This is a genomic window from Paraburkholderia sp. WS6, assembly GCF_030464835.1.
GTDB classification, from domain to species: domain Bacteria; phylum Pseudomonadota; class Gammaproteobacteria; order Burkholderiales; family Burkholderiaceae; genus Paraburkholderia; species Paraburkholderia madseniana.
Genome location: NZ_JALQCK010000054.1, coordinates 37,293 through 63,213 on the forward strand (window position 1 = coordinate 37,293; position 25,921 = coordinate 63,213).

Here is a 25,921-nt window from a genome sequence, read left to right on the forward strand (position 1 = left end):
CGCGTTCATCGCGTCTAATCAGGCTTTTCGTCACCCGGAACCGACGTGGCGGACCACGCCGCCTGCACTTCTGCAATCAATGCTGCCGAGCGTCCTTCGTAACGCGGCGAAAAGTGGAACGGTACAACCGCCCGGGCGCCGATCCGGCGCGCAATCAGACCCGCCTGGCGGGCCGTCAGGTGATTCTTGCGCAGGGCATGGGTCTTGTCCTCGTCAAGAAATACGCTCTCGATAAAAAGCAGGTCCACGTCGTGCATCAACTCCGACAGGGTCTCTACGTTCGGTTCCGTATAGCGCAAGTCCGTTACGTAGCCAATGCGCCGCCCGGGAACGACGTCGAGGATCAGGTGACGCAGTTCGCCGACCTGTCGGGTCATCGCGTGCTCGCCATGCCGATCGCGCCACTGAACCTGAATGGGCGTCTCGTCGGGGACGCCGGTCAGCACCGCATGTTTCAGTTCGCGCAGCCACGCACCCGTCGACACCCCCAGCGCCGCGAGCCGGTCCTTCGCGACGATGACGCGGGCCTTCTCCTCGAGCATGTACGCAAGGCACGGGATGTCATGATCGACAAATCGGCCACGCACGCGAAAGGTTGTTTCGTTGTGCACCACGTCGTCAGATCGCTCAAAGGATGAGCCGGCTTCGCGGACGAACCGTCTCCGGCTTGAAAAGAGTGCGCGCTGCCCGCCACCGTCCACTCCGATTTCGCGCGCGTCGATCACCAGCTCGACCTCGTAACGATGCACTACGTTCCAGGTATAGGCGCTCAGCTTGTGTTCGATTTGTGCAAGAAAGTTGGGTCCGCCAAACATCACGATGCCAGCCTTGCGCCCGAGCATCACGCGCAAGAGACGATCGAAGCCGGAAAAATGGTCCATGTGCGTATGGGTAACGAACACATGTGACAAACGCATCAGGTGGCGGGGCAGCAGCGTGGAGATATCGCCAAGATCGAAAAGGAGGGCACGCCGTTCGTCGCAAAAGTCCACGTATAGACCTGGGTCGCCAAACGCGTCATTGACAAGCCTTGGATTGAAGAGGGCATGCATGAATCTGCCAGGGCGGAGTACGAATGGCTGTTGTGGATGAACGCAGTATGGATATTCTTCGTGCTATGGCAAAAATCAGAACCGTCCGGAGCGTCAGTCCGGGGTCGTAAAGACCGTCAATACGCCGGTGTAGCCGTAAAGGTGATTCCTTGCAATCTCGCCGCCGGCGAAGAATCCCACCAGCGGTACCTCGCCTAGGGCATTTCGCACGGTCTGCAACTCCGCATGCCGCGCTCCGAAGTGCGGCCCGCCCCGTCCCGAGCAACTGACATACAGGGCGCCCAACATGTGCCCCGCCGTGCCGCTTTCCAGTTCCGCGCGGATTTCCGTTGCAATGCGCACCAGATCGACCCGCGCAGCCTCGGGGTTGCGCGTGCAAAAGGCCAGATGCATGCCGGGCTCGACCCGATCCGCAATCGCCAGGACCCGGTGCTGGGTATCCACGCCCACCAGGTGCCGCACGAGTGTATCCGCGCCGAACTTTCCAGGCCATTTCGGCACGTCCTCGGCGCCGGTGCTCAAGCCCGCCAGGGTGGTAGACAGCGCCTGCGACAACGCATCGATTGGCAGATCCCGGTCGAGTCCAAGATCTTGCAACACGCAATCGAGTGCGGGCTTGCCGTCCAGCGTGCCCACCAGATTGTGTTGGGCCTGGGTGATGGTGCGCACCGGTCCGATGGGCTGGCAGCCCTGCGTCACGCGTGAGATCAGACCGACCTCGGGGCCGAAGAGCACGCCGGACATTCCCCCGGTGAACACTCCATCCGCCATGTGCAGCGGACGGTTTCGCGCCGAGGACAGGCCGCCGAAGAGATAACCCGTGGTCGTGCGGGCGCTCAGTTCGTGCAGCAATTCTTGCACGTCCGGCGTGCTGCCCTCGGCATGGACCAGCGCGGTATGGGCCACGAACCCGGAGGATGTCGCAGGCAGGGGCTGCAGACCGGAGAATAGCCGGAACGATTCACGTGGCAGCGGCGCGAGCATCAGCACCAGGGCCGGTTCGTCGATGTATTCGATGCCGCTGGCGGCCACACCGACACCGACCGTACCGACCCAGGCGACGCCTGGCTGACCCCGGTGCAGTTCGTCGAGGATCGCCTCGGACGCGGGTGCGTAATAGTCGCTCACGTAACACCAGCCGAGCGTGAACGGAGCGGATTCGTCAAGCTGCGCCGCACGGGCCGCAATTTGGGTTTGAATTTGCCTCTGGCACTCGGCGAGAGCCACCCGCCAATCGGCGTGGGCGGCGTGAGCGTGGACAAACGAAGCGCGGGACATGGCCCAACCCTGTCGAAGACAACAATAAGTTGGACCTCCGCTGGCAAGGCATGTTCAGCCGGCCGTTGAGAAACCCGAGATCAGACCGGCCGCCAGGGCTTGCGGTTCATGAGTACAACCCGTGATGTCCGGAACGTTGTGGACGTTGCATCGTGGCGAGCAGCCCGAACACTTGAGCGGTGCGGCGTGTAACTTCGCGCACCGGGAGAGATCGGTGGCCGTTATGATAGCCATGTGGCCCCCGGCAAATGAATACGTATTTCACGTATTTTCGTCAAGGCCGGTACCAATCGCATCGGCGACACCTGCAATGAAATCAGGGTCGGACTGACAGACCCACTGCATGAGACCTAAAGAAATTGTCAAGATGTTATGTCACCCGGGCATGCGGCTTGCCTGAGCTTTTTGAGAACGTTAAAACCACGCCTCATTAACTGACATGTGGTCTATGGTGCTATCACTCCGCTATTTGGGAGTTTTGGGAATCTGCGCTTTGTTCGCGGCTTGCGGACAGATTGCGCCCGAACATGCTGCGTGCAGAGCTGATTCCTGTCGCATGCGACACGAGATGTTGCAATCCGGCGAGGCGTCATGGTATTCGGCAACGTTCCAGGGGCATCTGACCGCAAATGGAGAACGCTATGATGGCGGCGCATTAACGGCTGCCCATCGAACATTGCCGCTCGGCAGCTATGTGCGCGTCAGTTCGTTGGCAACAGGAAAGTCGGTTGTCGTGCGTATCAACGATCGCGGACCATACATCAAACACCGAATTATCGATCTCTCTTATGCCGCGGCGAAGACCTTGGGTTTGACAGACGCACGGTCGATGCAAGTACGGATTGAACGAGTAGAGAGCACGGCGAACACACAGACGGAGTCGGACGGCGGCGGAATCTTGACGACGGGAAACGGCAGTCGGTAGAAAACACGCGGGGCGTCAACGGCGTTGTGGTTCCGGGTCGTTAAAAAAGCACCCCAGCGACTTCGCCACCAACAGTAATCGTGGCTGGACAGGACACGCAACCATCGGGGTGTACTATCGTATTCGCAGGATCATCCTGCGCGCGGCATTGGGTACGTCGTCAATGGCGGTCAATAAACCGCGATTGGGCCCTTGGGGAACAGCATGAGGGGCTTGCTTGTGGCATGGGTATGCGCGTGTGTGCTGTCGGTTGCCACGGCGCAGGGTCTGCCGACTGCTCCCGTGCCCGGGACCACGGTCGCCGCGAAGGACTACCTGGCCGGAGCGAAGCGAGTCGTCGATGCTGCGGCGCAACCCGCTGCACCTTGGAACGGGCCTCGCAACGGGCCGCGCGCCCAACTCGGGAAACGCGTCGCCATCGTCGCCGAGGATTTGCGCAACGGCGGCATCGTCGGCGTAGTCGACGGCGTGCTGGAAGCGGCCAAGGTCATCGGCTGGAGCGTAAAGATATTCGACTCCGGCGGCACGCCGGACCTGCGGCTGAAGATGCTTGCGAATGCGCTGGCAAGTCGTCCAGACGGTCTGATCATCGTCGGTGGCGACGCACGCGCGCTGCTGCCCGGGCTGCGGCCGTTTGCCGAGCGGAGCATTCCGATCGTCGGCTGGCATGTCGCGGCCCAGGCCGGACCGGTGCCTGGCACGCCCGTGGCGATGAACGTGGCGACGGATCCGCTCGAGGTCGCGCGCGTGACCTCGCTGGCAGCCATCGTACAGTCCGGCGGGCATGCGGCAGTCGTCATCTTCACCGACTCCAATTTCCGAATTGCGCAAGGCAAGGCCGATGAAATGGCTGCCGTTGTGCGCGCGTGCAGCGGCTGCACCTTGCTCGAAGTGCGCGACGTGGCGATCTCGCGCAGCCATGAACTGATGCCGGGCACGACACGCGCCTTGCTCGCGCGGTATGGCAAGCGGTGGACGTATGCACTGGCCGTCAACGACATCTACTTCGACTACGCCGCCCCGGTGCTGACCCAGGCCGAAATGCCGAACACCGCCATGGCCATGCTGTCGGCTGGCGACGGCAGCGAGTCCGCCTTCCTGCGTATCCAGACGGGCAGCTTCCAGACGGCCACCGTGGCCGAACCCGTGAATTTGCACGGCTGGCAGTTGGTCGACGAGATGAACCGGCTCTTCGCCGGGGGAGGTGTCACGGATTACGTGTTTCCGGTGCATCTCGTGACGGCGGACAACATCGCCGCGGACGGCGGCAATCGTCTGCTTTACGACCCGGCCAACGGCTATCGCGACGTCTATCGCCGCATCTGGCAACGCCCGTGAAACTCCCAGTTCCACGATCGCTCACCGCGCAGTTTACGCTCGCGGTTTCGTGCCTGGCCGCGCTGGTAATCGCGGTCGGTGCCACGACCCTCTACTCGTTGGCCGGTTCGGTCCACGCGATCCGCCAGTTGGCCGAAGAGCGGCTGGCCCGCCAGGAGGACGCACAGGACCTGGCGCAGCGCACGCTGATGATCGAACGCCTGGCATCGCAGTTGTCCAGTGACGATACGGTGGACGCTGTGCGCGAGACGCATCGGCATGTCATCGAACAGCTGGCATCCTTCGACCGCCTGGTGGACCGCCTCGCCTCCGCGACCACGAGCGACAACGTCGGTGTCGACGCGCTGGCGATGCATCGATCGAGTCAGCGCTTTCGCAACACGGTCAACATCGAGGCGCAGGTGCGCGAGACTGCGCTGGGCACCAGAGCCGCGCCGCGGCCCGGCGCGTCATTGGCCAACCTGGACGACGATCTGCGCCGCCAGGCTGACGCTCTGGCCGCCGCGGCGCGCCAGCAGTTGGGTTATTTCACGCGCGACTACCGGAAAGCGGTTCAGGATCTGGCCGAAGACCTGGACCGCACGCGCAACTGGGTGGGGGGCGAAGTTGCGGTGAGCCTGCTGCTTGCCTGGCTGATCGCCCGGCCATTCCTCGGTCGCCACGTCGTGGCGCGGCTGCGCCGGGTCAGCCACTTCCTGCGGCAAGGTGACGTCGACGGCGTGCAAGCCGGTGTCCCCGTTCACGGCCGCGATGAGATTGCCGATATGGCGCGCGCAGTCGAGCAGTTCCTCGAAGACCGGCGCCAGCGCAGGCAAGCCGAGGATGCGCTGAAGGAACTCAACGCCGAACTCGAGGCGCGCGTGACACAGCGCACGGCCGAACTCAGCACGGCGCTTGCGGGCCAGACGGCCGAGATCGCCGAACGGCAGCACGCCGAAGAGGCTGCGCGAGCGAGCGAGCACTTCCTGGACAGCATCATCGAGAACATCCCCGACATGATCTTCGTCAAGGATGCGGCGACGCTGCGCTTCGTGCGTTTTAACAAGGCGGGAGAGCAACTGCTCGGCTACCGGCGCGAGGAACTCATCGGCAAGTCCGTCCACGAGCTGTTTCCGGCGCAGGAGGCAGATTTCTTCGCGCTGAAGGATCGTGACGTGCTGGAGTCGCAGCAGATGGTCGACGTGCCGGAGGAGCCGGTGCACACACGTCACGGGCCGCGCCTGGTGCACACAATGAAGATCCCGATCGTCGACGTGCGCGGCGAGCCGCAGTTCCTGCTCGGCATCTCACGCGACATCACAGAGCAGAAGCGTGCCGAAGAGGAACTGCGGCGCTATCGCGAGCACCTCGAAGATATGATCCGCGAGCGAACGGCTGAACTGGCCGTCGCCAAGGAACACGCCGATGCGGCCAATCAAGCCAAGAGTGACTTTCTTGCGCACATGAGCCACGAGTTGCGCACGCCGTTGAACGGAATTCTAGGGTACGCGCAGATCCTGAAGCGCGATAAGCGCCTCGATCAACGCCAGGTCGATGGGGTCACGGTGATCCAGCGCAGCAGCGAACATCTGCTTGCGATCATCAACGACATCCTGGACATGGCCAAAATCGAGGCCGGAAGGGCGGAGCTCAACCTATCCGACATTTCGCTTGAGCGGTTCATCTACTTCATCGCCGAGACGATTCGGGTGAAGGCAATCGAAAAGGGCTTGGCCTTCGCGTGCGAGATGGCACCCGATCTGCCCGCGGGCGTGCGGGTCGACGAAAAACGGCTGCGCCAGGTGCTGCTCAACCTGCTCTCCAACGCAATCAAATTTACCGAAGAGGGAAGTGTGCGTCTGCGCGTCGGTTATCTGCCGCCCGCGCGGCTGCGTTTCGAAGTGCAGGACACCGGCATTGGCATAGACGAAGCGCGTCTGGAGGCGATCTTCCAGCCTTTCGAGCAAGTGAGCGATGCTCGGCACCGGGTGGGTGGCACGGGGCTGGGCCTGGCCATCAGCCGGCAGCTTGTGCGTTTGATGGGTGGCGAGTTCCACGTCGAGAGCCGCCGCGGTGCTGGTAGCGCCTTCTCGTTCGAGCTGAACGTCCCGGTGGTGGCGCCTCAGGCAGTTGTCGTCCCGTCCGAATGGACGGTGAGCGGCTATAAGGGGCCGCGCAAGACCATTCTCGTCGTGGATGACGTAGCGGCAAACCGTGCTGTGGCGGTCGATATGCTCGGCCAGCTCGGATTCGACGTGGTGGAGGCCGTCAACGGATTTGAAGCATTGGAGAAAGCCAAAGCGCTACGGCCGGCGCTCATCCTGATGGATGTCCTCATGCCTGGGATGGACGGGCTCGAAGCAACGCGGCGCCTTCGCGAAATGCCGGAGTTCGGGGATCTGCCCATCGTTGCGGTTTCCGCCGGCGCCTCGGGGAGTGATGCGGCGAAAAGCCTGGCGGCCGGTGCAAACGCCTTTCTGTCAAAACCGGTTGACCTCAGTCGGCTGTTGTCACAGGTCGCGGCCCTCCTGAATATCGAGTGGAACGACGAAGTTCCGCAGACGCAAACCGCCGGAGCGGGCCGAACGGCTGTACGCGACGCCGATCCCTCCGTGGGAAGCTTGATCGTGCCGCCGCCGGGGGAAATCGAAGCGCTACACCACCTGGCGCGACTGGGCGACATGCGTGCCATCGTGCAACATGCCACGTACCTGACCGAGCTTGACGAGCGCTATCGTCCTTTCGCCGACCACCTTTGCCAGCTAGCGAAGGATTACCGATCCAAAGCAATCCTCAGCTTCGTCGAGCAATATCTGGAAAGGAGGCAAGCACCATGATTGGCACCGACGTCTGAGCGTCCGAGCCGCAAGACGGGCGAATGAGGCTTCGTGGCCGGCTGGTGCCTATTGACGGTGGACAGCGTCGGCAGCGGATGCATTCTTAATGGAGTCCTTCCGGAAGGACTATGCTTTGCGCTATGAACAATCACCATACAGTCACATTTTCGACCTATTACGTTTCCCTACCAGCCATTCATTTTTAGTCGACGTGCAGGAGGTGTCTTAATGACGAACGCCCGCCCCGCCCTCAAACCCCTTACACTGGTCGCCGCTGTGATGCTCGCTGTTGCCGGCGGCTCGAGTGCGCAGGCGCAAACGTCGCAAGCGACTGCGCCCCCCGATGCTTCGGCCGTGAGCCAGCGGCAGCCGCTAAGTGGCGTCGATCCGGACAACGTTGCAGACGGGTCGGAGCCAGCGGAGGATCCTCCGGACCTCGCTTCTGCGGCTGTTAGTGCCGCGACACGCGCACTGACACCTGGCGCCGCCCTCGCCCCATCCTTCACCGCGACCGACTGGCCCACGTTCGGCATGAACGCGCAGCGGACCGGAAATAACCCGGTGGAGACGGTGTTGACGACGTCCACCGTGGCGAGTTTGCACACTCACTGGACGAAGGATCTGGGCGGCCCCATCCTGACCCAGCCGACGCTGGCGGCGGGCGTGAACATCAACGGCACGCTGACTGATGTCGTCTATGCCGCGACCCTCCAGGGGAGCCTGTTCGCGCTTAACGCTTCCACCGGTGCCGTCATCTGGCAACAAAAGGTCACGCCCGCGCATACCACCTGCGCCGACTTCAACATGTCAGGTGGCAACATCGGGTACATCGGGACGCCTGCCATCGACCGTACCCGGAACCGGCTGTACATCGTGAGCGGGGACGGGTTTCTACACGCGTATGACCTGGCAACCGGCGCCGACCTTCCGGCATTGCACGTCTTGATCCCGGATAAGGCCGATGTGTCAAGGACCTTTGTCTTCGGCGGCCCGACGCTTAGCGGCACGTCGCTATACGTCACGACGGCCAGTGCCTGCGATTTCACGCCGTACCATGGAAAAGCCGCGCAAGTCTCGGTTACCAGCGGGGCGATCCTGCAGCAATGGTACCCGGACGGTGCAACCGGACCGAATGGCGGTGGTATCTGGGGGTTTGGGGGCGTCTCGGTCGTGCGTGGCGGGTCAGCGGTGTACGCCCTGACGGGCAACGCGTTCGCCAATCCGCAAAATACCGCGTTTGCAGAACACGTCGTCAAGCTCACCAGCAGCCTCGCTGTGACTGCGTCAAACGCACCGATGCCGCCGGCTACCAAAGACGCCGACTTCGGTGCGACGGCACCGCTGTTCCAGCCGCGTAGTTGCCCAACGATGCTGGCAGCGTTCCAGAAGACCGGCGAACTGTTCCTCTATAACCAGGCCACCATTCCGTCCGGCCCCGTTCAGACACTGGATATCAGTCAGCCCAGGGATGCCGGAACCAACATCGGTCTGCCTGCATTTGATCCGGTACTGAAACAGCTATACATCGGGTCGCCCTCCGATTCGCCGACCGGCTTCAACAAGCACGGGCTTCTCGCGCTGGCCTTCAACAGCACGTGTACCGTCAGCCTTGCCTGGCAGCAACCGGTCGGCAAAAACACGATCTCCGACAATCCGTCCATCCCTCCCATCGTCGCCAACGGGGTGGTGTACTACGCCGACGGCATCGCCAGCCAGGTGTATGCGGTGAACGCAAAAAGCGGACAGATACTCTGGAGCACCGATAACCTTCCGGTCGCTGAGCGGCCCGCGGGCGGCGTCCTCACGTCGCCCACGGTCGTGAACGGGCAGCTTTTCGTGGCGGGCCTCGACCACATACTGCGTGCCTTCGGTCTGTAGCACACGGCATCGAATAACCCTTAACGCACCCCGTCGGTCGGTCAAAACTGTTGCAATAGCGCTCGCCAGCATCGGACCATACCGGACCGGCGAGCTGCGTGTACGATAGGACCAGTTGACTTATGAGTCTCAGGAGACACCATGAAAGCGGTGTGCCCGCTGCACGGGCCAACGACCATCATCCGCACGAACGCGCACGGGTTTCCGGTGTATAAGTGCTGCTGCGACGACGTGCCCTACGTAATGCCCCCGGACGCATGTACGAGGGCGCCGACACAACGCGGATCTGAGCCTCGACAGCAACCCCAACAACCGAAATCGAAGCAGGAATGACACTGACGATCAGTCTGTTGCCGGTGTGCTGAGTCGCAGCTATTGGCACGTGGGCGGTATTACGGCCCACCTTCGCGAATCGTCAGAGCATTCTTCACGGACGTAACGCCAGAAACGCCTTTCGCTATCGAGGCCGCCTTGTCGATCAGTGCCGGATCGGTGACGCTTCCAGCTAGCGTTACTGCACCACCTTTTACGAGTACATTGATGCCCGTGGTATCGACACCGCCCTTCGAAAGCGCCTGAACCACTTTTCTGCTTAATGCCCGATTCGCCTTTCTGACGGCGGATTTCGACGTCCCTTGCGTTGCCGCCGATATGGCAGACGATTCGCTTTCCTGTGCCCACGCATTGACGGAAGCGACAACAATCAATACAGCACCAGCGAGCTTGAGTGTTCTGATTGCGTTCATTGGCTGCTCCAGTATCAATCACCTAACGGAAGACCCTCTCCAGGATCCCGACGTACCGCCGCTTTACATGCATTCACGCACATGGGTAGCGGTTTGCTGCGCGCTCGGCCTTGTATCGACCCGGTTCGGCCGTTCGACACGCCGCAACATAAACGGCAGCATTCAAGGTACAACGGCCCTCCGCCTGGTCACGTTAGCTGGCGAGTAAGGGGGACGAATTTTCCCGATCCTGCAGCAGCCGCCATTGAACCTTTCCGCTGCCCGTTCGGGGCAGCCCCAGAACGAATTCGACGATCTGGGGCACCTTGTACGACGCCATATGCTCGTGTGCCCATTCAATGATCTGCTTTGCTGATACATCGGCGCCGGCGCGTAGAACCACGAATGCCTTCACGATCTCACCCTTGCGCGCATCGCGTGCTGCAACGACACATGCGTCCTGAATCGCAGGGTGTCCAAACAGCAAAGTCTCGACTTCCGCAGGCCATACCTTATAACCGGACACATTAATCATTCGCTTTAGCCGGTCGACGAAAAAAAAATATCCGTCCTCGTCGATATAGCCGAGGTCACCAGTGCGCAGATAACGTATCCCGGCAACCTCGACGAAGGCGTCGCGCGTGGCCTCAGGACGTCCCCAATAGCCCGTGAACACCTGCGGTCCGCCGACAAGAATTTCACCCGTTACACCCGGATCGAGGACCTCGAACGTTGTGGGATCGACCACAATCGATTCCGTGTCCTGAATCGGTATGCCCAAACACTGCTGCTTGCAGCGCTGCGGAGGGTTGAGATGGGTTGCACCAATTGTCTCGGACAACCCATAGCCCTCCACATAGGGAACGGCCAAACGTGCTGCCATGCGCTGCGCCAGTGCCCTCGGCATTGCGGCGCCACCGCCACCCACGATCTCGATGGAGCTCAGGTCGAAACGGTCGAGATCGGGCACGCTCATAAAGTCAATCATCATCGTCGAAATGGCGCTCCAATAACTTATGCGGTAGCGCTCAATCAATTGCGCGGCACAGTGACTGTCCCAACGTGTCATCACGACCATGGCCGCCCCGAGGAAGAGCGCCAAATTCATGGTGTGTTGCATCCCGCTGACATGAAACATCGGCATCGAGCATAAGATGACTGAGTCCTGCGACAGACCACACCATTGCGCAGACGCGGCGACAACATGATTTGCGCTTCGATGCGTATGCATGCATCCTTTCGGGGCAGCGGTGGTGCCCGACGTGTAGGGGATTACCGCGAGGTCCTCGGGCGATGCGACGTACGGCGACGGCTGCTGAGCGGCCGCAAGTGCGGCACGCCAGCGCACGGCTCTCGGCGCGATAGCTACGGAGAACTCGGGGTGGACATCGAGCTCGGGGACGGCCTCAGTCAGCACAGCCGGCAGCGGCAGGTTGGTGCTGTCAGAAAGATAGTCGGCATAGCGCGCCACGATCACATGGCTGATCGCGTCGCCGAGAAGGGGCCGGGCATTCTCGTAGGGCTCATCACCCAGCAGAGCGACCTTGGCACCGCAGTCCTCAATGATGTGCCGAAGTTCGGCAGTATTGTTCATCGGATTCACGGGCACCACCACTGCATTGGCTCGCAAGATTGCGTAGTAGCCGATGACATATTGCGGGCTGTTCTGCATATACAGCGCGACGCGATCGCCACGCGCGATGCCGCATTGACGCTGCAGAAAGCCTGCCAGCGCCTCTACTTCTTGCCGCAATTGCGCGTAACTCAACGCCCCGCCGTAGTAGTGAAGCGCCGTCTTCCTGGGATATCGGCCGGCAGAGGTTTCGAGGTTTTCGTACAGTGAAGGCTGCGGCAATGGCAGGTGATGCGCAAGGCTGTCGGGCCAGTATGGCGAATAGTTCAAGTTTCCCTCCTTTAAAAGGGGCGCTCCTGTTGCCTTCAATGGTTGATGCCGTTGAGTCGGCACCTTTGCCGTGGCATTCGTTATGTGCGACTGGGAATGCCAAAGGCGTTATAGAGCTTCATTTGTGCGTTCGAGTCCGTCTTAAGCTTAGTACGCCAGTGACCATGCGGCACAATGTCGACGGCTGTCTTGCGAGCGCCTTCAGTGTGGGAGGAGGTATCGCACGGAGCAGCGCTACAGCGACGCCCGGGGCTTTCCGTAGCTGTTTAATGGGTGCCTTTACGATGCAGTAGCTGTGTGGAGACGTGCCCTCTGCTCCGGATCGACCGTGCATTGCACGCATGCCGCAGCTGTGGCGGGACTTCCAGAAGGTAGCAGTATCAGGAGGAAACGACGATCAGCAATGCTGTCATCAGACGAATGAAAGTTCAGGCGTGCGTGCTGATCAGCTCAGAACAAAAAAGGAGGTAGTCGAGTCCGCATATCTAATGCGAAGCTGACGTTCGAATGTCCAGCTGAGGGCGCGCGCGAACGGCCGAAGCTGGCCGAGCGCGGTCCGATGCTGAACCGCAGTGGCGGGCCGGGTTTTGATCGCGCTGCATCCGGCTCAAGTCGACCCCGAGCCGTCATTCGGGTCGCCGTGTTGGCAACGGCCGCTTTCCAATTCCGAACGGACATCCGTCCGCATCACGTCTGCAGTACGGGCGCTCGCGGCCGACGGGTCGCGAGCGGCCATCATGCACTCGCTCAGAAGCGCCAACGGAATCTCGGTCAAATCACCAGCAAGCGTTTAGCGATGTGCGTGGCCGCTGTGACTTCGTCGTGAGGCGCCGCTATTTGAACTTGACGAGATCCTTGAAGATCAGTTGACCCCAGGTATTCCCCCTGCCTTGGACAAGCAAGCCGCCATCCTTGAGCGGTCCTAGCGCAATCGGCGCGAAACCGAGTTGTTCGGCCAAAGCAGCGACCGGTGCCACCGCATTTTCGTCATCGCTCGACAAAAAAACGACGCGGCTTCCGCCATTCACGCTCGGATCAGCGGCCAGGGCGGCAGCAGGCAGATGGTTAAAGCCCTTTACGAACCTGGCGCCGGTAAACGCCTTGGCGACAACCGCGGCCGGCGGCTGACCCTCCAGGTCTTCAACGGGAACACCAAAAGCATTTGTCGTGTCGATGATCGTCTTGCCCTGCCAGGTTGTGATCTGCTTCGCGACTTCGCGGTGTTCCCAAAACGGAACCGCCAGAAAGATCGTGTCGGACGCGATTGCATCCTGCAGCGTCCCGGGGACAACGGTGGGGCCGATCGCTCGTGCCTGTTGCATCAACGTCTCGGGAGGGCGCCGGCTGGCGACGGTCACATCGATGTTCTTTCTTGCAAACGCTCGGGCGAGCGCCTGGCCTACCGCGCCAAAGCCAATAATCGAATAGTTCATGCGAACTCTCCATTCAGTATTGTAAGGAATCCGTATTTATCGACATAAATCAGATCACCTTCGTCGAGTTGAAAGATCCTTCTACACGCTTTCGGCGCGATTTCAGATGGCCGAGAAGCCGCCGTCGACAGACAACTCCACCCCATTCACGAAGCTCGAATCGTCTGAAGCAAGAAACAGCGCGACCGTCGCAATTTCCTCAGGACGACCCATCTTTCCCCGCGGGATCAGGGATTCGAACATCCGCTTCGCCTCCTCGGTGAGAACCTGGTCCTGCATCGGCGTGGCGATCGGCCCCGGGCTCAGCACGTTCACCCGGATATTCCTGCCCTTCAGTTCGTTAAGCCAAGTGCGTGCGAATGAGCGCAACGCCGCCTTGCTCGCCGAATACACGCCATAACCAGGAAAACCTTTCACCGACGCAACTGACCCGGTCATGAAGATCGATCCGCCATCGTTGAACAGCGGCAACGCCTTCTGAACCGTAAACAGCGTTCCGCGCGTATTCAGACCGAAGGTCGCATCGAAGTGCTGCTCGGTAATCTCGCCCAGAGGGACGGCTTCGCCCGTGCCTGCGCTCGCGAACAGGATGTCGATCTTGCCCTTTTCCCGCTTGACTGTATCGAACAGGCGGTCGAGGTCGTCTAGATTGGCCCCGTCGCCGCGCACGCCGGTCACGTTCCGGCCAATCAGCTTGACGGCCTCGTCGAGCGCCTCCTGCCTCCGGCCCGTGATGAAAACATAGGCGCCTTCTTCAACGAACCGCTTGGCGCTCGCCAGCGCCATGCCGCTCGATCCACCCGTGATGACTGCAACCTTACCCTCAAGCTTTCCCATGACATCTCCTTTCGTGGTGTCGTACTGCGCCTCTGTTCCCATCTGCACAAATGTGCTGTATCTTGTGGATCACTGATCCGGATACAGGTTCATTATATTCGGATCACTGATCCGTTTGTCAAGGCAATTTATGCGAGCTGACGCCAGAAAGAATTACGACCATCTCCTTGCAGTCGCGCGTGACGTCGTCACCGAGCATGGTGCCGAGGCGTCCATGCGAGATATCGCCCGCCGGGCCGACGTCGGGTTGGCGACACTATTTCGCCATTTCCCGACACGAGAAGCCTTGTTCGAAGCGTTGCTGCGCATGAACGTGGACGAACTGATACAGCAGGCGGCCGAACTCGAAACGTCGAATCCACCTGACGAAGCGCTGGTGTCCTGGTTTCGCGATGGGGTGGCATTCGTTCGCAGCTATAGCGGTATTTGCGCCTTGTTTGCGACCGCGCACGCGGACCCGGACTCCGCGCTTCATGCTTCGAGCACAGCGCTGCGTTCGGCGGGCGCGCGACTACTGCTCCGCGCTCAAGCCGAGGGGACGGCGCGCGCCGATATTGATGGGGTCGACCTGTTCGCCCTGATGTCGGCGCTCGGCTGGCTCGTCGGCCAGCCCGGATTCGCGCCACGGGGGGATCATCTCTTTCACGTTATTACGAGCGCCATCCTGACAAATCGGCCTGGCAACGATATCAAGAAGGCAACGTAACCGAGTCCAACGAATTGTTGTCTGCATTGCGTCGGATGGCGTCCTCTATGACCGACGCCGGCGACACTATGCGCAAAAGTCTTGGCAAAGGTGACGAATGCAACTGATCGTGTCGGGAGTTTTGAGCGGCTGTTGACGAAGGCGATAAGACGTTGGAGCGGCTGAGCTGTCGCACTACCCAGCGACCGCACATGGCCAATCACGGTCCGATCCTGATTGCATAGGGTAATCGCCAGAGATCGACTCGCGTCAGACCGTCATCGACCCTGAGCCGACGTTCACCGTTCTACGAAGCGGACATTGATTCAAGGTAACCCGACCCGCTTCTGAAGCTACCCACGGATCGCTTGAAATCATCGTCCTTTAGTACATTCACGGGACGAGCGTGTCATCCGCTACCCGCTGCACTGTACCCTGCCATGAGCGCCTCGGCCTCCCTTGCGAACGGGTGCATGCTGTCTACAGCGAGGCGTATCAGCGCAATCATGGGCGAGTAGCGCCCGTACTTCTGATAACGATTGATGCTTGCCCCAATGTCTTGCATGCGCCATTCTAACTTCGCGCTCGCGAAGTCAACATGCTCGTACGCTACTCGTTCGCGGCGCCGGTGGCCGTCGCACGCGGTGAATTGCGCCCACTGCGCGATTCAACCGATCCTTAGGTCGGGGCACTGCCGTTGCTCCCCAAGCCCCTTATTTTGCATTCGTCTTGTGCCTTACGTCCCGGGTGGCATACTTGGCTCATTCGCGGTTGAGAGAAAAGCGCGCGTCAGCTTCCGATAACCAGGCATTTTTATAGCCATGAATCCAAGAGGACATGCCGAATGAACAGTTTCGATACAGCAATCCTAGCTTTCCTGACGCACAACGCTTTTAGCTCCGACCTGATTAACCACGCGATAAGGGTAATCGCGGACCTGTATACATTCAAGGGCCTCGTGCTCATACCCATTTTGTGGTGGATGTGGTTCAAACCCAGTCAGCATGGCGAATGGGAGCGTGAAATGGTCATTGCAACGATTGTGGGCGGCCTTCTGGCGCTCGCAATCGGCAGGCTTCTCGCCGATTATTTGCCATTTCGGGTGCGGCCAATCTATAACCCCGAGCTGCACCTGCACTTTCCATCCGCCAGTCTGCGAGACGTGCGAACCTGGAGTTCCTTTCCGAGCGACCACGCGATGCTGTGGATGTCAGTCGCGACAGGAATTTTTCTCGTCTGGCGCCGCGTGGGCGTGCTTGCGCTTTTGTACACCGCGATCTTCATATGCATGCCGCGCGTTTATCTCGGCTTGCACTATCCGACCGACATACTCGCGGGTGCGGCGATCGGGATTATCATCACATACGTAATGACACGGGACTCCGTCAGAACGCGTTTTGCGGTGCCGATACTGGGATGGATTCAGAGATTTCCCGGGGGCGGTTATACGTTGGCGTTTCTCTTGTGTTTTGAACTGATAACCCAGTCGGTGGAAATACGTTTGCTCGAGCAGTCCGTTTCAAAGGCAGTACGACTGGACGGGACCGCAACTTATGGGCCCGGCAACCACTGGCAATAGCGTGAGCGTGAGGAGTGGATGGTGAGACCGGCGGCGCACGTCCCAATCCGCCCGCTGAACTCACGCGCTGCCAGTCGCAAGGCAAAGTTACTTCAGGTGAATGAGGACTGATCCCTCCGATATCTCCGGCGCGCCCACGCCCGTGTTTCCGGCGTTTTTCGCGATCCAGTCCTTCGCCTTCTGCACGCTTTCGTCAGTGCCTGTCTTGTCCTGGCAAACAGTCACCGAGAATCCGCCATCGCCGCTGCGTGCGAGGGTGTAGCTGACAAAGCCTTTGACCGAACGCATCAGTTCTTCGACGTCAGCCGTGCGCTTCTCCAGCAGATCGAACAACTCCTTTGCACCCTTTCCGGAAAATCTCCTTATAACAGTTTGCATGATTGCATCCTCCTGTTTGACCAGCGAAACGAGCATGCCGCACGAACAATGTGTGCAGCGTGTAACTGCTCTTTCCGACAGCGTGTAGTGCGTGGAAGTAATTGAGAAGGCCGCGCACCTGACTTCCGCGACCCATACCAAGTGTAGTAACTGTACCGCCGTAGTAAACATGAGAAGCGGTGCAAAATCCAGGTGCCTTCAGCCAACGTCCGCAATCGGCCGACTACGGTCTGACATGCGCGTGGCTAGTCTCCGTGCGCGGATTGCGGGTGCTACAGACGCGGGACATGAGCAATATGCATCTTATCTATTTGCAACACTCGCAGGCCTCAACTATGTTGAATAGCCTGAAGGCTCGGCTGCCGGGCGGGTGCCATGTCCGATATTCCTAGCACTCTTACGCGATTCCGAGTTCGCGACAATAGCAGGGAGACTCGGCTATGACGACACCGCTGCTCGGACAGATGATGGACGTGCCGCTGACGGTTTCCTCACTGCTGGCCCATGCGTCACGTCACTTCGGCACGACCGAGATCGTGTCAAAGCGCATCGAAGGCGACGTGCATCGCTACACGTATCGCGACTGCGAAAAACGCGCGAAGCAACTGGCACAGGCGCTTATCGCGCTGGATGTGCAGCCGGGCGAACGGATCGGCACGCTGGCATGGAACGGTTACCGCCATCTGGAAGCCTATTACGGCACGACGGGCTTCGGGGCCGTCTGCCATACCATCAACCCCCGGCTCTTCCCCGAGCAGATCGCATGGATCATCAACGACGCCGATGACAGCTACGTGCTGTTCGATACGACGTTCGCGCAGCTGATCGATTGCCTTGCGCCCCTCTGCCCGAAGGTGCGTGGGTGGATCGCGCTTGCCGACGACGCGCATCTGCCTGCGATGCAGACGCCCATACCGCTCATCAGCTACGAGACGTTGCTCAAACCGCACGACGGCGCATTCGACTGGCCGCTCCTCGACGAGCGCCATGCATCGTACCTCTGTTACACCTCGGGCACGACAGGCAATCCAAAGGGCGCGCTGTATTCGCATCGCTCTACGGTGCTGCACGCGTACGCCGGTTCGCTGCCGGATGCCATGTGTCTATCGGCGCGCGACTCGGTGTTGCCCGTCGTGCCGATGTTTCATGCGAACGCATGGGGCATGCCGCATGCCGCGCCGCTCACGGGCGCGAAACTCGTCCTTCCGGGCAAGGATCTCGACGGAAAATCCCTGTTCGAACTGATGCAGGCGGAGCGCGTCACGTATTCCGCCGGCGTGCCAACCGTCTGGCTTGGCCTGCTCAACTACATGAAGGAAGCGGGCGTGCGGTTGTCGTCACTGCAACGCGCGGTGATCGGCGGGTCCGCGTGCCCGCCGGCGATGCTGCGCACCTTCGAGGAATACGGCGTCGAAGCCATTCACGGATGGGGCATGACCGAGATGTCACCGCTCGGCACGGTCGCAAAACTGAACTGGGAACAATCACAGCGGCCGCCGGAAGAGCAGCGCAGGCTGCGCGAAAAGCAGGGGCACGTGATCTACGGCGTGGACATGAAGATCGTCGGCGACGATGGGCGCGATCTGCCGTGGGACGGCATCGCGTTCGGCGAACTGCGCACGCGCGGTCCGTGGGTGATCAAGCGGTATTTCCAGCAGGATGACTCGCCGCTCGTCGACGGCTGGTTTCCGACCGGCGACGTGGCCACGATCGACCGGGACGGTTTCATGCGCATCACCGACCGAAGCAAGGATGTGATCAAGTCGGGAGGCGAGTGGATCAGTTCGATCGAAATCGAGAACATCGCGATCGCGCATCCGGCCATCGCAGAGGCGGCCTGCATCGCCTGCGCCCATCCGAAGTGGCTGCAGCGGCCGCTGCTCGTCGTCGTCAAACGCATGGACGCGGAGATCACGCGCGAAGAACTGCTCGCGTTCTACGAGGGCAAGGTCGCGAAGTGGTGGATGCCAGATGACGTTGTCTTCGTCAACGAATTGCCGCATACGGCCGTTGGCAAGCTGCACAAACAGAAGCTGCGCGAGCAGTTCTGCGATCACCTGCTGCCGTCGGCGCTCGAAGTTGAGAACTGTCCGCTTGCCGACGAGCGCGCAACGGAAGGCGCCGGGTCGAAACCTGCGGCGGAATAATCGGAAGGAGGCTGTCAAAGGGACCGCCACCGCACCGCCATTTGGTGCAACCGGCCGTAGCCGACCCGGAGCTGCCGTTCCAAACGGGAACAGAATTACGACGGCTCTCGGAGTACAACGGACGTTCCCTTCATCGTCCATACTGGTCTAACGCATGCAGTAAATGAGCGGCTATCTGAGCGCGTTCCGATGAATGACCGAAACAGGCCTGTCTCTGCCGAACATGGCGGGGCCAGTTCGTCGCGAGCGGCCGGCCAACTCGCACCGTTCATCGCGTCGGCCATCCCGATGCAATGGGCCCACACGCCTTCGGCGTCGACGAGCCGGCGCAGCTCCTGGTCGAACGGCCCTGCACGCGTCTTGCGACCGCCTGCGGACTATAGCGACGGCATCACGCTCGGAAACACCAAGTGACTCTCCACGTGCTTGACGTCGGGCACGCCCTCGGCCGCGATGCGGATCGCGCGCTTTTCCTCCTCGGACTCGATCACGCCCCATAGATGCGCGACGCCGTCCTTGACGAGGACGCCTTGTTTCGGCAACCCCCAGGGCTGCCCGTGCATTTCCAGGACTATCGCGTCGCGCAGGCTCACATCGTCGTGCGAAGCCGAGTCCACGGCCAGCGCGACGCTCGCGAGTGCGCGGATCAGGTTCGAGCGGCTCACGATTCCGACCAGCTTGCCGTCCTTCAGCACCGGCACGCGTTTGAGATGCCGGCGCTCCATGAGGTCCGCGATCTGCTGGAGCAGCATGTCCTCGGAAATCGAAATCACCTGGTCGCACATGACGTCGCCGACGACATGCCCGTGCTCCTTCACATACCTCGCAGCCTGCTCGCGGGGCGACGACAAAAGGAGTTCGAGCCACCACGCGCGCTTTCCGCGGCAGGTGCCGGTCTCCACGCGATGCAACAGGTCGCCCTGGCTGACGATGCCGACGACCTGTCCGTTCGCGTCGACGACCGGCATGCCGCTGATACGATTATCGACGAACAGTCTTGCCGCGTCGTGGATCGTCATGTCCGGTGTGGCGGTGACGACGGACGGCGTCATGATGTCGAGTGCGCGCATGGTCGCTCCCTCAGCGTGTCGCGACGGGTCCCCATCTGTTGCACCCGTCGCGCGATTTCGGCAGACGCACCGGCGGCGGGCCGCGCGGTGCTGAGGCGCCTGAATCCAGTGCTTAACAAACGGCCGCTCGCTCCAGTGTCGCGCATGCGGCGATGACTGCACGCTGTCCGGACTCTCGCGGTTCTGATGGAAGTGGCCGATGCTCGCGAGCAGCGGCCGGTCGCAGCCGAGTTCGTCGATTACGTCGTCGAGCGACAGCACGCCGACGATGCCCTGCGTATGTCTGGCTCGCCGTTTGCGCAGGCAGCGATTAAAGGACGGAGGCCACCAACACGACCGTCTATTCGGGAATGCAAGTCAATATCGTCGGTGACTCGATCGAGGCAACACAGTCGCGACAGCGACCGACGTTGTGATAGTGAATTGCTCCACCAACGATCATTTGCCGACTGGTCTCGGCAGACGCGTGCCGACGAGCCTCACGAAAGCCAGCGCATTGGCGACTTTGTGAGTCAGCCGCGCATTAAGATTGCGTCGCGACAATGATCATAGGCTGCATCTAGAGAAATATCGGACAAAAGCGAGCTGAATTCTGACTCCGGTTCCGTAGAAAACCCAGCCGTTGCTTCATGGAGTGCCCTATTAAGTCGACTTGCGGGCGTCGCCAAGATGGTGGCTGACTGAACGCTCATCCACCTCGCGGACCAGCTGAAAGCGCTGCTCGGGCTGGGCTCCAACGCGTTTGCCCATGCTGGGAATGCGAACAGCTCAACCTTTTCCGCGCCTCGCCGATATACCGCTCTAACGCAGCGTCGAGTTGGACAGACGCGACGCTTGCTGGAGCGGCCAGTGGACAAGGGCAGTTTCCTGCGAAACGCTGTTCGCCGAACGGGCGAGCGGCGCCTGGCACGCTTCGAAGAAGACCCTTCCCGATCGAAGAATCTTCCGGCCCATAGCGCGCATGCCAGCACGACAAGGAAGGCAGTCACAGGAACCATCAGTCGGTCCCCATGTGAAGCCCGTCAGGTTGTCAACGCTGCGAGCATGGGCCAAACCGCAATCCCCCGATTCAGGTGCCTCAGGAGGGCACGCTTCACTATCATGAGACGAATCTATGCCACGTTCCTCACCGCCCTTCTGATCGCTACGCTCGCGCCGGAGTGTTACGGACAGTACACCACCGACTGGGTGGCGAACACATTTGGGACCAACGCTACCCACGTGGGTAGCGTCGCGCGCTCCATGTGGATAGCGCCCGAGGGCGTCATCTACACGGCTTCCATGTGGGACGAAAACGAAGGTGGTGTCGCGATATACCAGAACGGCCAAAGCCTGGGATCCATAGGAGGTCACGGCGAGTTTCAGGGCAGCGCCATTACGGGTAACGCAACTTCGATCTTCGCCGCTCTGCAATTTAATGCCACTTACGGCAGCGGCACGGTCGGGCGGTACAACCGAACCACTCAAACTCGCGACTTTCTTATCTCGGTCAGCGCGACAACGACTGAGCAGCGGGCTGATGTAATCACGGGACTCGCGACGTCGGGCTCGCTCCTTTATGCGAGCGACTCGCCTGGAAATCGCATCCGCGTCTACACCACCGACGGCGTCTGGCGGCAGGATATCGCCGTCTCAAGCCCTGGCGCGCTCGCGGTGGACAGCGCAGGAAACATCTGGGTTGCGCAGAAGAGCGCGGGCGCGATCCTCGAATTCAATCCGGCCGGCGTGCTCGTGAACACCATCCAGATGTCCGTCGCCTCTCGACCGTCCTCGCTGTATCTCGATTCGTCGACCGGGTTTCTCATGATCGGCGACGCGGGCCCCGACATGAACATCAAGATCTATAACACTTTGGTCATTCCATTTCTGATCAGTACATTTGGCATTCAGGGGGGGTATCTCGATACGACAACGGGAATCAAAGGCCAGGTTGGCGACAGGCGTTTTACCCGCGTCACCGGCATCGGCAAAGACGCCGCCGGCAACCTGTACGTGCTCAACAACCCGTGGGGCGGAAGCTGGGACCTCGGCCGCGACGGCGGCACCGACATTCACTCCTACGACAGTTCTGGCCACCTGCAATGGAAGCTTCAGTCTCTGAACTTCGAGGGGGTCGCCGCTCCGGACCCGGCTACCGACGGCGTCTACTTCTATGGAGGCACCAACATCTACACCGGGACCGCTGGGGGAACCTTCGTAGCGAACACGGTCGATCCGATCGACTATCCATCCGATCCACGCATCAACATCAACGATCGCTCACGGGATGAGCACTTCGGTCAACTTGCCACTGTCGGCGCCAACCGGATCCTCGTGGCGTCCGGCCAGAATCCCGATACCTTCTACTTCTTCCACTTCAATGCTGCGAATGGCTACATCGCAATACCGGATGCCACGCTTCCGGGTACGGCGTTCAATACGACCGCACCGGTCAGGGACGGATTCTGCCTCGACAGCAAAGGGGACGTCTGGGCCGGTTTGGACAAGACGAATGCCATCTGGCACTATCCGCTGACCGGCTTCGATGCCAACGGGAAGCCGAGTTGGGGAGCAGGAATTGCAACGCCCATTCCGGGCACGATCACGCCATTGACGCGGATCATCTACCTGCCGGAAAGCGACACGATGATCCTGGCCCAGGGAGTTGTCGGGAGCGCAGACTGGACGTCGATCGGAACGCGGATCGAGGTGTATCACGGCTGGCTCGCAGGCAACACGACCGCTCCCAATCCGGTGATCAACCTCACCAGCGCCAATCCCAAGTCGATCACGGCGGCCGGCAACTATCTCTTCGTCGGATACGTACACACCGTGCCCAACATCGATGCCTTCAATCTCACCACAGGCAGCCTGGACACCACGTTGATCAACAGCAACCCCAACACCGTGTACGTCGGCAATGACGTGGATTCGATGTACGGCCTTCGATCGTACCGTCGGTCGACCGGGGAGTACGTGATCACGAAGGACAACTACAACGGGGCCAGCGTCATCATCTATCGCTGGACACACTGATCGACAGTGCTCGTCGCGGCTACGCCCCGGCGAGCACCTCACGTCATGTCGACTTATTGACCTTGTTTCTTTCCACAGGCAGCGTTCGGCCGGAGCGCTCCTTCTTGGCGATAGCTGGCGCTGGGCCCGCGAGTTCGGTTTTGCCGAGACCGGCGGTTAGCAGGTCATCGCTGATGCCGTCATAGGTGGTCGTCCTGAGGCTGTCCGCCACGACGAACCACGGCAGGCCATTCGGGCCTGGGCGGCGGTCGTCGTGATCGTCGGCCCGCGCAACAGGGACGAGTACTGCGCTCACTATCGCGGCGCTGAGCAGCACTGCCTTTTTCCGGGTTGCCATCCGCATGTCAACGGCCGCTTCGGAGGCGCAGCCTTTCGTCTGGTGTATGGCGATGCTCCGAAGCACACCGCGGATCGTCTAAACTTCAGAATCGACGAACAAGGCCATTCCCGTTCGGCTACCCCGCCATGGCGCACATCTTCTTCGCTGCTTCGATTCAACGGCATATCGCAACGCCCGAGCGCGAGATCGATGCGCGCACGCTCGGCGAAGCACTCGAGGCCGTCTTCGCCGCGCAACCTCGACTGCGCGGCTACATCGTTGACGATCAGGGCTCACTGCGAAGGCATCTCGCCGTGTTTGTCGACGGCCGGCCGGTGCGCGACCGACAACATCTGTCCGATGCGCTCGGTGAGGAAAGCCGGGTTTACGTCATACAGGCGCTGTCGGGCGGATAAGAAGGTTCCACTCGTACTCCTGGAGACACTCGACATGAGCGATCGATTGCTTGTTGCAACCCGCAAGGGACTGTTCGTTCTGCAAGCCGACGACGAGGGTAGCTGGACCCTCGGTGAGCCGTATTTCGTCGGCGAGCCGGTGAGCATGGTGCTGCCTGATCCGCGCGACGGATCGCTGTATGTCGCGCTCAATCTCGGCCACTTCGGCGTGAAGCTGCATCGCCGGCGCGCTGGCATGGCGGATTGGGAAGAGTGCGCGGTTCCCGTCTACCCGCTGCAGCCTGCTGACGAGACGCGTACCGGTGACGGCGCGGACAATGCGAGCGCGGCCGCGCCCAGCCCGTCGCCGCCTTGGACGCTTCAGCAAATCTGGTCGCTCGAAACCGGCGGCCCGGACGAGCCGGGCGTCTTGTGGGCCGGCACGATCCCCGGTGGGCTCTTCCGTTCTGACGATGGTGGCGACACATGGGTGCTCAACCGTGCGCTGTGGGATCGCCCGGAGCGCCGCGAATGGCTCGGAGGCGGCTACGACGCGCCGGGCATCCATTCCGTGATGGTCGATCCGCGCAACAGCCGGCACGTGACGGTCGGCGTGTCGTGCGGCGGCGTCTGGCAAACGGCCGATAGTGGTGCGACCTGGCGCCTGAGTGCCGAGGGCATGGAGGCCGACTATATGCCGCCAGAGCGGCGCGGCGATGCCAACGTGCAAGACCCGCACCGCGTCGTGCAATGCACGGCAAACCCCGATGTGCTGTGGACGCAGCATCACTGCGCGATCTTCCGCTCGACCGACGGCGCTGCCCACTGGCAGCGGATCGAAGCGCAGCCATCGAGTTTCGGCTTCGCGGTTGCCGTGCACCCGCGCGAGCCGGACACCGCGTGGTTCGTGCCCGCCGTGAAAGACCAGTACCGGATCCCGGTAGACGGCCAGTTCGTCGTCACGCGCACACGCGACGGAGGCCGCACGTTCGAGCGCTTCTCGAACGGGTTGCCGCCTACACCGGCCTATGACCTCGTGTATCGGCACGGGCTCGCCGTAGACGACTCCGGCACGCGCCTCGCAATGGGGTCGACCACTGGCGCGCTATGGACATCCGACGATGGCGGCGAAAGCTGGCATTTGATTTCAGCGCATTTGCCGCCGGTATATTGTGTTCGGTTTGGATGAGGGCGCCGAGCAAACGCATTCGCTTTAGCTAACTTGCGCCGTCGCCACCCTGCCAGCGAATGTACGCGGCAGTACTCATCGCGTCGATGTTCGGCAGCTCGCCGACGCGAACGTGCTGAAAAAAAACCAAGCAGTGGCCCCAAGGGGATTCTTCTGGTGTGGATTCAATCCAGCACGAATATCCCAAGCGTTTCCAATCTAACGATCTGTCATCGTTGACGCGTCGAAGAAGCTCCTGTGCGATTACCTCGCACCAGATCAAGGCCTCTTCCGCCGACCCTGCCTCGATAAATACGCCCGATGACGATTCGTAATCTTCGATCAGTCCGCGCTCAAATAGCTCACGCGGTTCAGGCTCGTGGTATTGGAAAATGACGAGATATTCGTGCGCCATGCCGTAAGGGGAGGATTGACGGTTTTTCCCGGACGCTGTTCGTGCCAACGGCGTCGAGATTTCCTATCGATTGTCGATGATCTGCGCACCGATGTCGAACGCCTGAAAGTTATTAGGTTTATACGACGCCTGCCCACATCTGCTTGTGGCGCTCGCCCATGCTCGTGACTGAGGGCAGGCATTCTACAAATCTGAGCAACTGAAGTCGCTCACGTTCTCAATGGTTAGTGCTGCGCGGGAACCGGCTGTTGGGCAGTGTCTGCTTCTTCGTTCGTCGCGGATTTGGCTGACGTTTGCTTGCCAGGGCGGGGCTTCGTGTCTGCCGGTGTTGCCTTCGTCGCTATTTGTGATGCCTCTGCAAGAAGGCGCGCTGCACGGCTCGCGGTGATGCGGCTCTGCGGGATGCCCTTCGCATCGAGCGCGATCACCTGATACAGCTCACGGTCACACTCGAGCTCCCGCTGATATTCCTCTGCTGTGTCGACAAGCAATTCAAGCATGGTCCGATGACGTCGTCTTTCGTCGCTCGTGATGGCAGGATTCCTACACATTGAGGACGCAAGTG

General features: G+C 60.9%; 20 protein-coding genes and 1 pseudogene. 10 read left to right on the forward strand and 11 right to left on the reverse strand.

From position 1 onward, the window contains the following. Nucleotides 1–14 precede the first annotated feature (14 nt). Both M0D64_RS39520 and M0D64_RS39525 read right to left on the reverse strand, forming a co-directional pair. Entirely contained in the window at nt 15–1,052 is a 1,038-nt protein-coding gene (locus tag M0D64_RS39520; RefSeq protein WP_266261644.1) for an MBL fold metallo-hydrolase, read from the reverse strand. 93 nt (nt 1,053–1,145) lie between these two features. Beyond that, nucleotides 1,146–2,330 carry an FIST N-terminal domain-containing protein gene (locus M0D64_RS39525; protein WP_266261645.1) on the reverse strand — a complete coding sequence of 395 codons (1,185 nt, stop codon included), beginning with the start codon at nt 2,328–2,330 and terminating at the stop codon, nt 1,146–1,148. 568 nt (nt 2,331–2,898) lie between these two features. On the opposite strand from M0D64_RS39525, the gene M0D64_RS39530 reads away from it, so the two are divergent. The 4 genes from M0D64_RS39530 (at nt 2,899) to M0D64_RS39545 (ending at nt 9,287) form a co-directional block, all read left to right on the forward strand. After that, the gene (locus M0D64_RS39530) at nt 2,899–3,255 is read left to right on the forward strand and encodes a septal ring lytic transglycosylase RlpA family protein (RefSeq protein WP_154565409.1); all 357 of its coding nucleotides are present in this window, start codon (nt 2,899–2,901) and stop codon (nt 3,253–3,255) included. Nucleotides 3,256–3,459: 204 nt separating this feature from the next. Continuing rightward, entirely contained in the window at nt 3,460–4,593 is a 1,134-nt protein-coding gene (locus M0D64_RS39535) for a substrate-binding domain-containing protein (protein WP_266261646.1), read from the forward strand. Continuing rightward, complete coding sequence (locus tag M0D64_RS39540) at nt 4,590–7,409, forward strand: ATP-binding protein (RefSeq protein WP_266261647.1); 2,820 nt, start codon at nt 4,590–4,592, stop codon at nt 7,407–7,409. Before M0D64_RS39535 ends, M0D64_RS39540 begins: the two co-directional genes overlap by 4 nt. 228 nt (nt 7,410–7,637) lie before the next feature. Continuing rightward, nucleotides 7,638–9,287: a PQQ-binding-like beta-propeller repeat protein gene (locus M0D64_RS39545; RefSeq protein WP_266261648.1), complete on the forward strand. Its 1,650-nt coding sequence runs from the start codon at nt 7,638–7,640 to the stop codon at nt 9,285–9,287. 392 nt (nt 9,288–9,679) lie between these two features. Here the strand turns inward: M0D64_RS39545 and M0D64_RS39550 are convergent, their stop codons facing one another. From M0D64_RS39550 to M0D64_RS39565, 4 genes are all read right to left on the reverse strand, one after another. Continuing rightward, nucleotides 9,680–10,033 carry a BON domain-containing protein gene (locus M0D64_RS39550; protein WP_266261649.1) on the reverse strand — a complete coding sequence of 118 codons (354 nt, stop codon included), beginning with the start codon at nt 10,031–10,033 and terminating at the stop codon, nt 9,680–9,682. A gap of 193 nt (nt 10,034–10,226) precedes the next feature. After that, the gene (locus M0D64_RS39555; RefSeq protein WP_266261650.1) at nt 10,227–11,915 is read right to left on the reverse strand and encodes a long-chain-fatty-acid--CoA ligase; all 1,689 of its coding nucleotides are present in this window, start codon (nt 11,913–11,915) and stop codon (nt 10,227–10,229) included. 833 nt (nt 11,916–12,748) lie between these two features. After that, a complete protein-coding gene (locus M0D64_RS39560; protein WP_154562299.1) occupies nt 12,749–13,348 on the reverse strand; it encodes an NADPH-dependent F420 reductase in 600 nt (199 codons plus the stop codon). Nucleotides 13,349–13,450: 102 nt separating this feature from the next. Continuing rightward, a complete protein-coding gene (locus M0D64_RS39565) occupies nt 13,451–14,185 on the reverse strand; it encodes an SDR family NAD(P)-dependent oxidoreductase (protein ID WP_007588950.1) in 735 nt (244 codons plus the stop codon). Between the two features lie 130 nt (nt 14,186–14,315). Here M0D64_RS39565 and M0D64_RS39570 point away from each other — a divergent pair, with 130 nt between their 5' ends. Both M0D64_RS39570 and M0D64_RS39575 read left to right on the forward strand, forming a co-directional pair. Further along, complete coding sequence (locus tag M0D64_RS39570) at nt 14,316–14,891, forward strand: TetR/AcrR family transcriptional regulator (protein WP_035538937.1); 576 nt, start codon at nt 14,316–14,318, stop codon at nt 14,889–14,891. An 823-nt stretch (nt 14,892–15,714) separates the two neighbouring features. Beyond that, nucleotides 15,715–16,449 (forward strand): phosphatase PAP2 family protein, encoded by a 735-nt coding sequence (locus M0D64_RS39575; RefSeq protein ID WP_266261651.1) that lies wholly within the window; start codon nt 15,715–15,717, stop codon nt 16,447–16,449. Between the two features lie 87 nt (nt 16,450–16,536). Here M0D64_RS39575 and M0D64_RS39580 read toward each other — a convergent pair whose 3' ends face one another. Next, a complete protein-coding gene (locus tag M0D64_RS39580; RefSeq protein WP_154562303.1) occupies nt 16,537–16,827 on the reverse strand; it encodes a hypothetical protein in 291 nt (96 codons plus the stop codon). Nucleotides 16,828–17,267: 440 nt separating this feature from the next. Between M0D64_RS39580 and M0D64_RS39585 the strand changes: the two genes are divergently transcribed. Next, a complete protein-coding gene (locus tag M0D64_RS39585) occupies nt 17,268–18,974 on the forward strand; it encodes a 3-(methylthio)propionyl-CoA ligase (RefSeq protein WP_266261652.1) in 1,707 nt (568 codons plus the stop codon). Nucleotides 18,975–19,351: 377 nt separating this feature from the next. Here the strand turns inward: M0D64_RS39585 and M0D64_RS39590 are convergent, their stop codons facing one another. Next, nucleotides 19,352–20,044, reverse strand: a complete 693-nt coding sequence (locus tag M0D64_RS39590) for a CBS domain-containing protein (protein ID WP_266261658.1) — start codon at nt 20,042–20,044, stop codon at nt 19,352–19,354. A 1,101-nt stretch (nt 20,045–21,145) separates the two neighbouring features. Here M0D64_RS39590 and M0D64_RS39595 point away from each other — a divergent pair. Further along, nucleotides 21,146–23,059, forward strand: coding sequence for an SMP-30/gluconolactonase/LRE family protein (locus M0D64_RS39595; RefSeq protein WP_266261653.1), 1,914 nt, complete (start codon nt 21,146–21,148; stop codon nt 23,057–23,059). 106 nt (nt 23,060–23,165) lie between these two features. Here M0D64_RS39595 and M0D64_RS39600 read toward each other — a convergent pair. Next, nucleotides 23,166–23,402 (reverse strand): annotated as a pseudogene (locus M0D64_RS39600) (3-hydroxybutyrate oligomer hydrolase family protein); the annotation flags it as partial. A 122-nt stretch (nt 23,403–23,524) separates the two neighbouring features. Here M0D64_RS39600 and M0D64_RS39605 point away from each other — a divergent pair. Both M0D64_RS39605 and M0D64_RS39610 read left to right on the forward strand, forming a co-directional pair. Further along, on the forward strand, nt 23,525–23,794 hold the full coding sequence (locus M0D64_RS39605) for a MoaD/ThiS family protein (RefSeq protein ID WP_154562331.1): 270 nt from the start codon (nt 23,525–23,527) through the stop codon (nt 23,792–23,794). A 34-nt stretch (nt 23,795–23,828) separates the two neighbouring features. After that, the gene (locus tag M0D64_RS39610) at nt 23,829–24,962 is read left to right on the forward strand and encodes an exo-alpha-sialidase (protein ID WP_266261654.1); all 1,134 of its coding nucleotides are present in this window, start codon (nt 23,829–23,831) and stop codon (nt 24,960–24,962) included. Nucleotides 24,963–24,990: 28 nt separating this feature from the next. Here M0D64_RS39610 and M0D64_RS39615 read toward each other — a convergent pair whose 3' ends face one another. Then, nucleotides 24,991–25,404 carry a hypothetical protein gene (locus M0D64_RS39615; RefSeq protein WP_266261655.1) on the reverse strand — a complete coding sequence of 138 codons (414 nt, stop codon included), beginning with the start codon at nt 25,402–25,404 and terminating at the stop codon, nt 24,991–24,993. A gap of 176 nt (nt 25,405–25,580) precedes the next feature. After that, on the reverse strand, nt 25,581–25,921 hold a 341-nt coding region (locus tag M0D64_RS39620; protein ID WP_266261656.1), incomplete at its 5' end, for a hypothetical protein.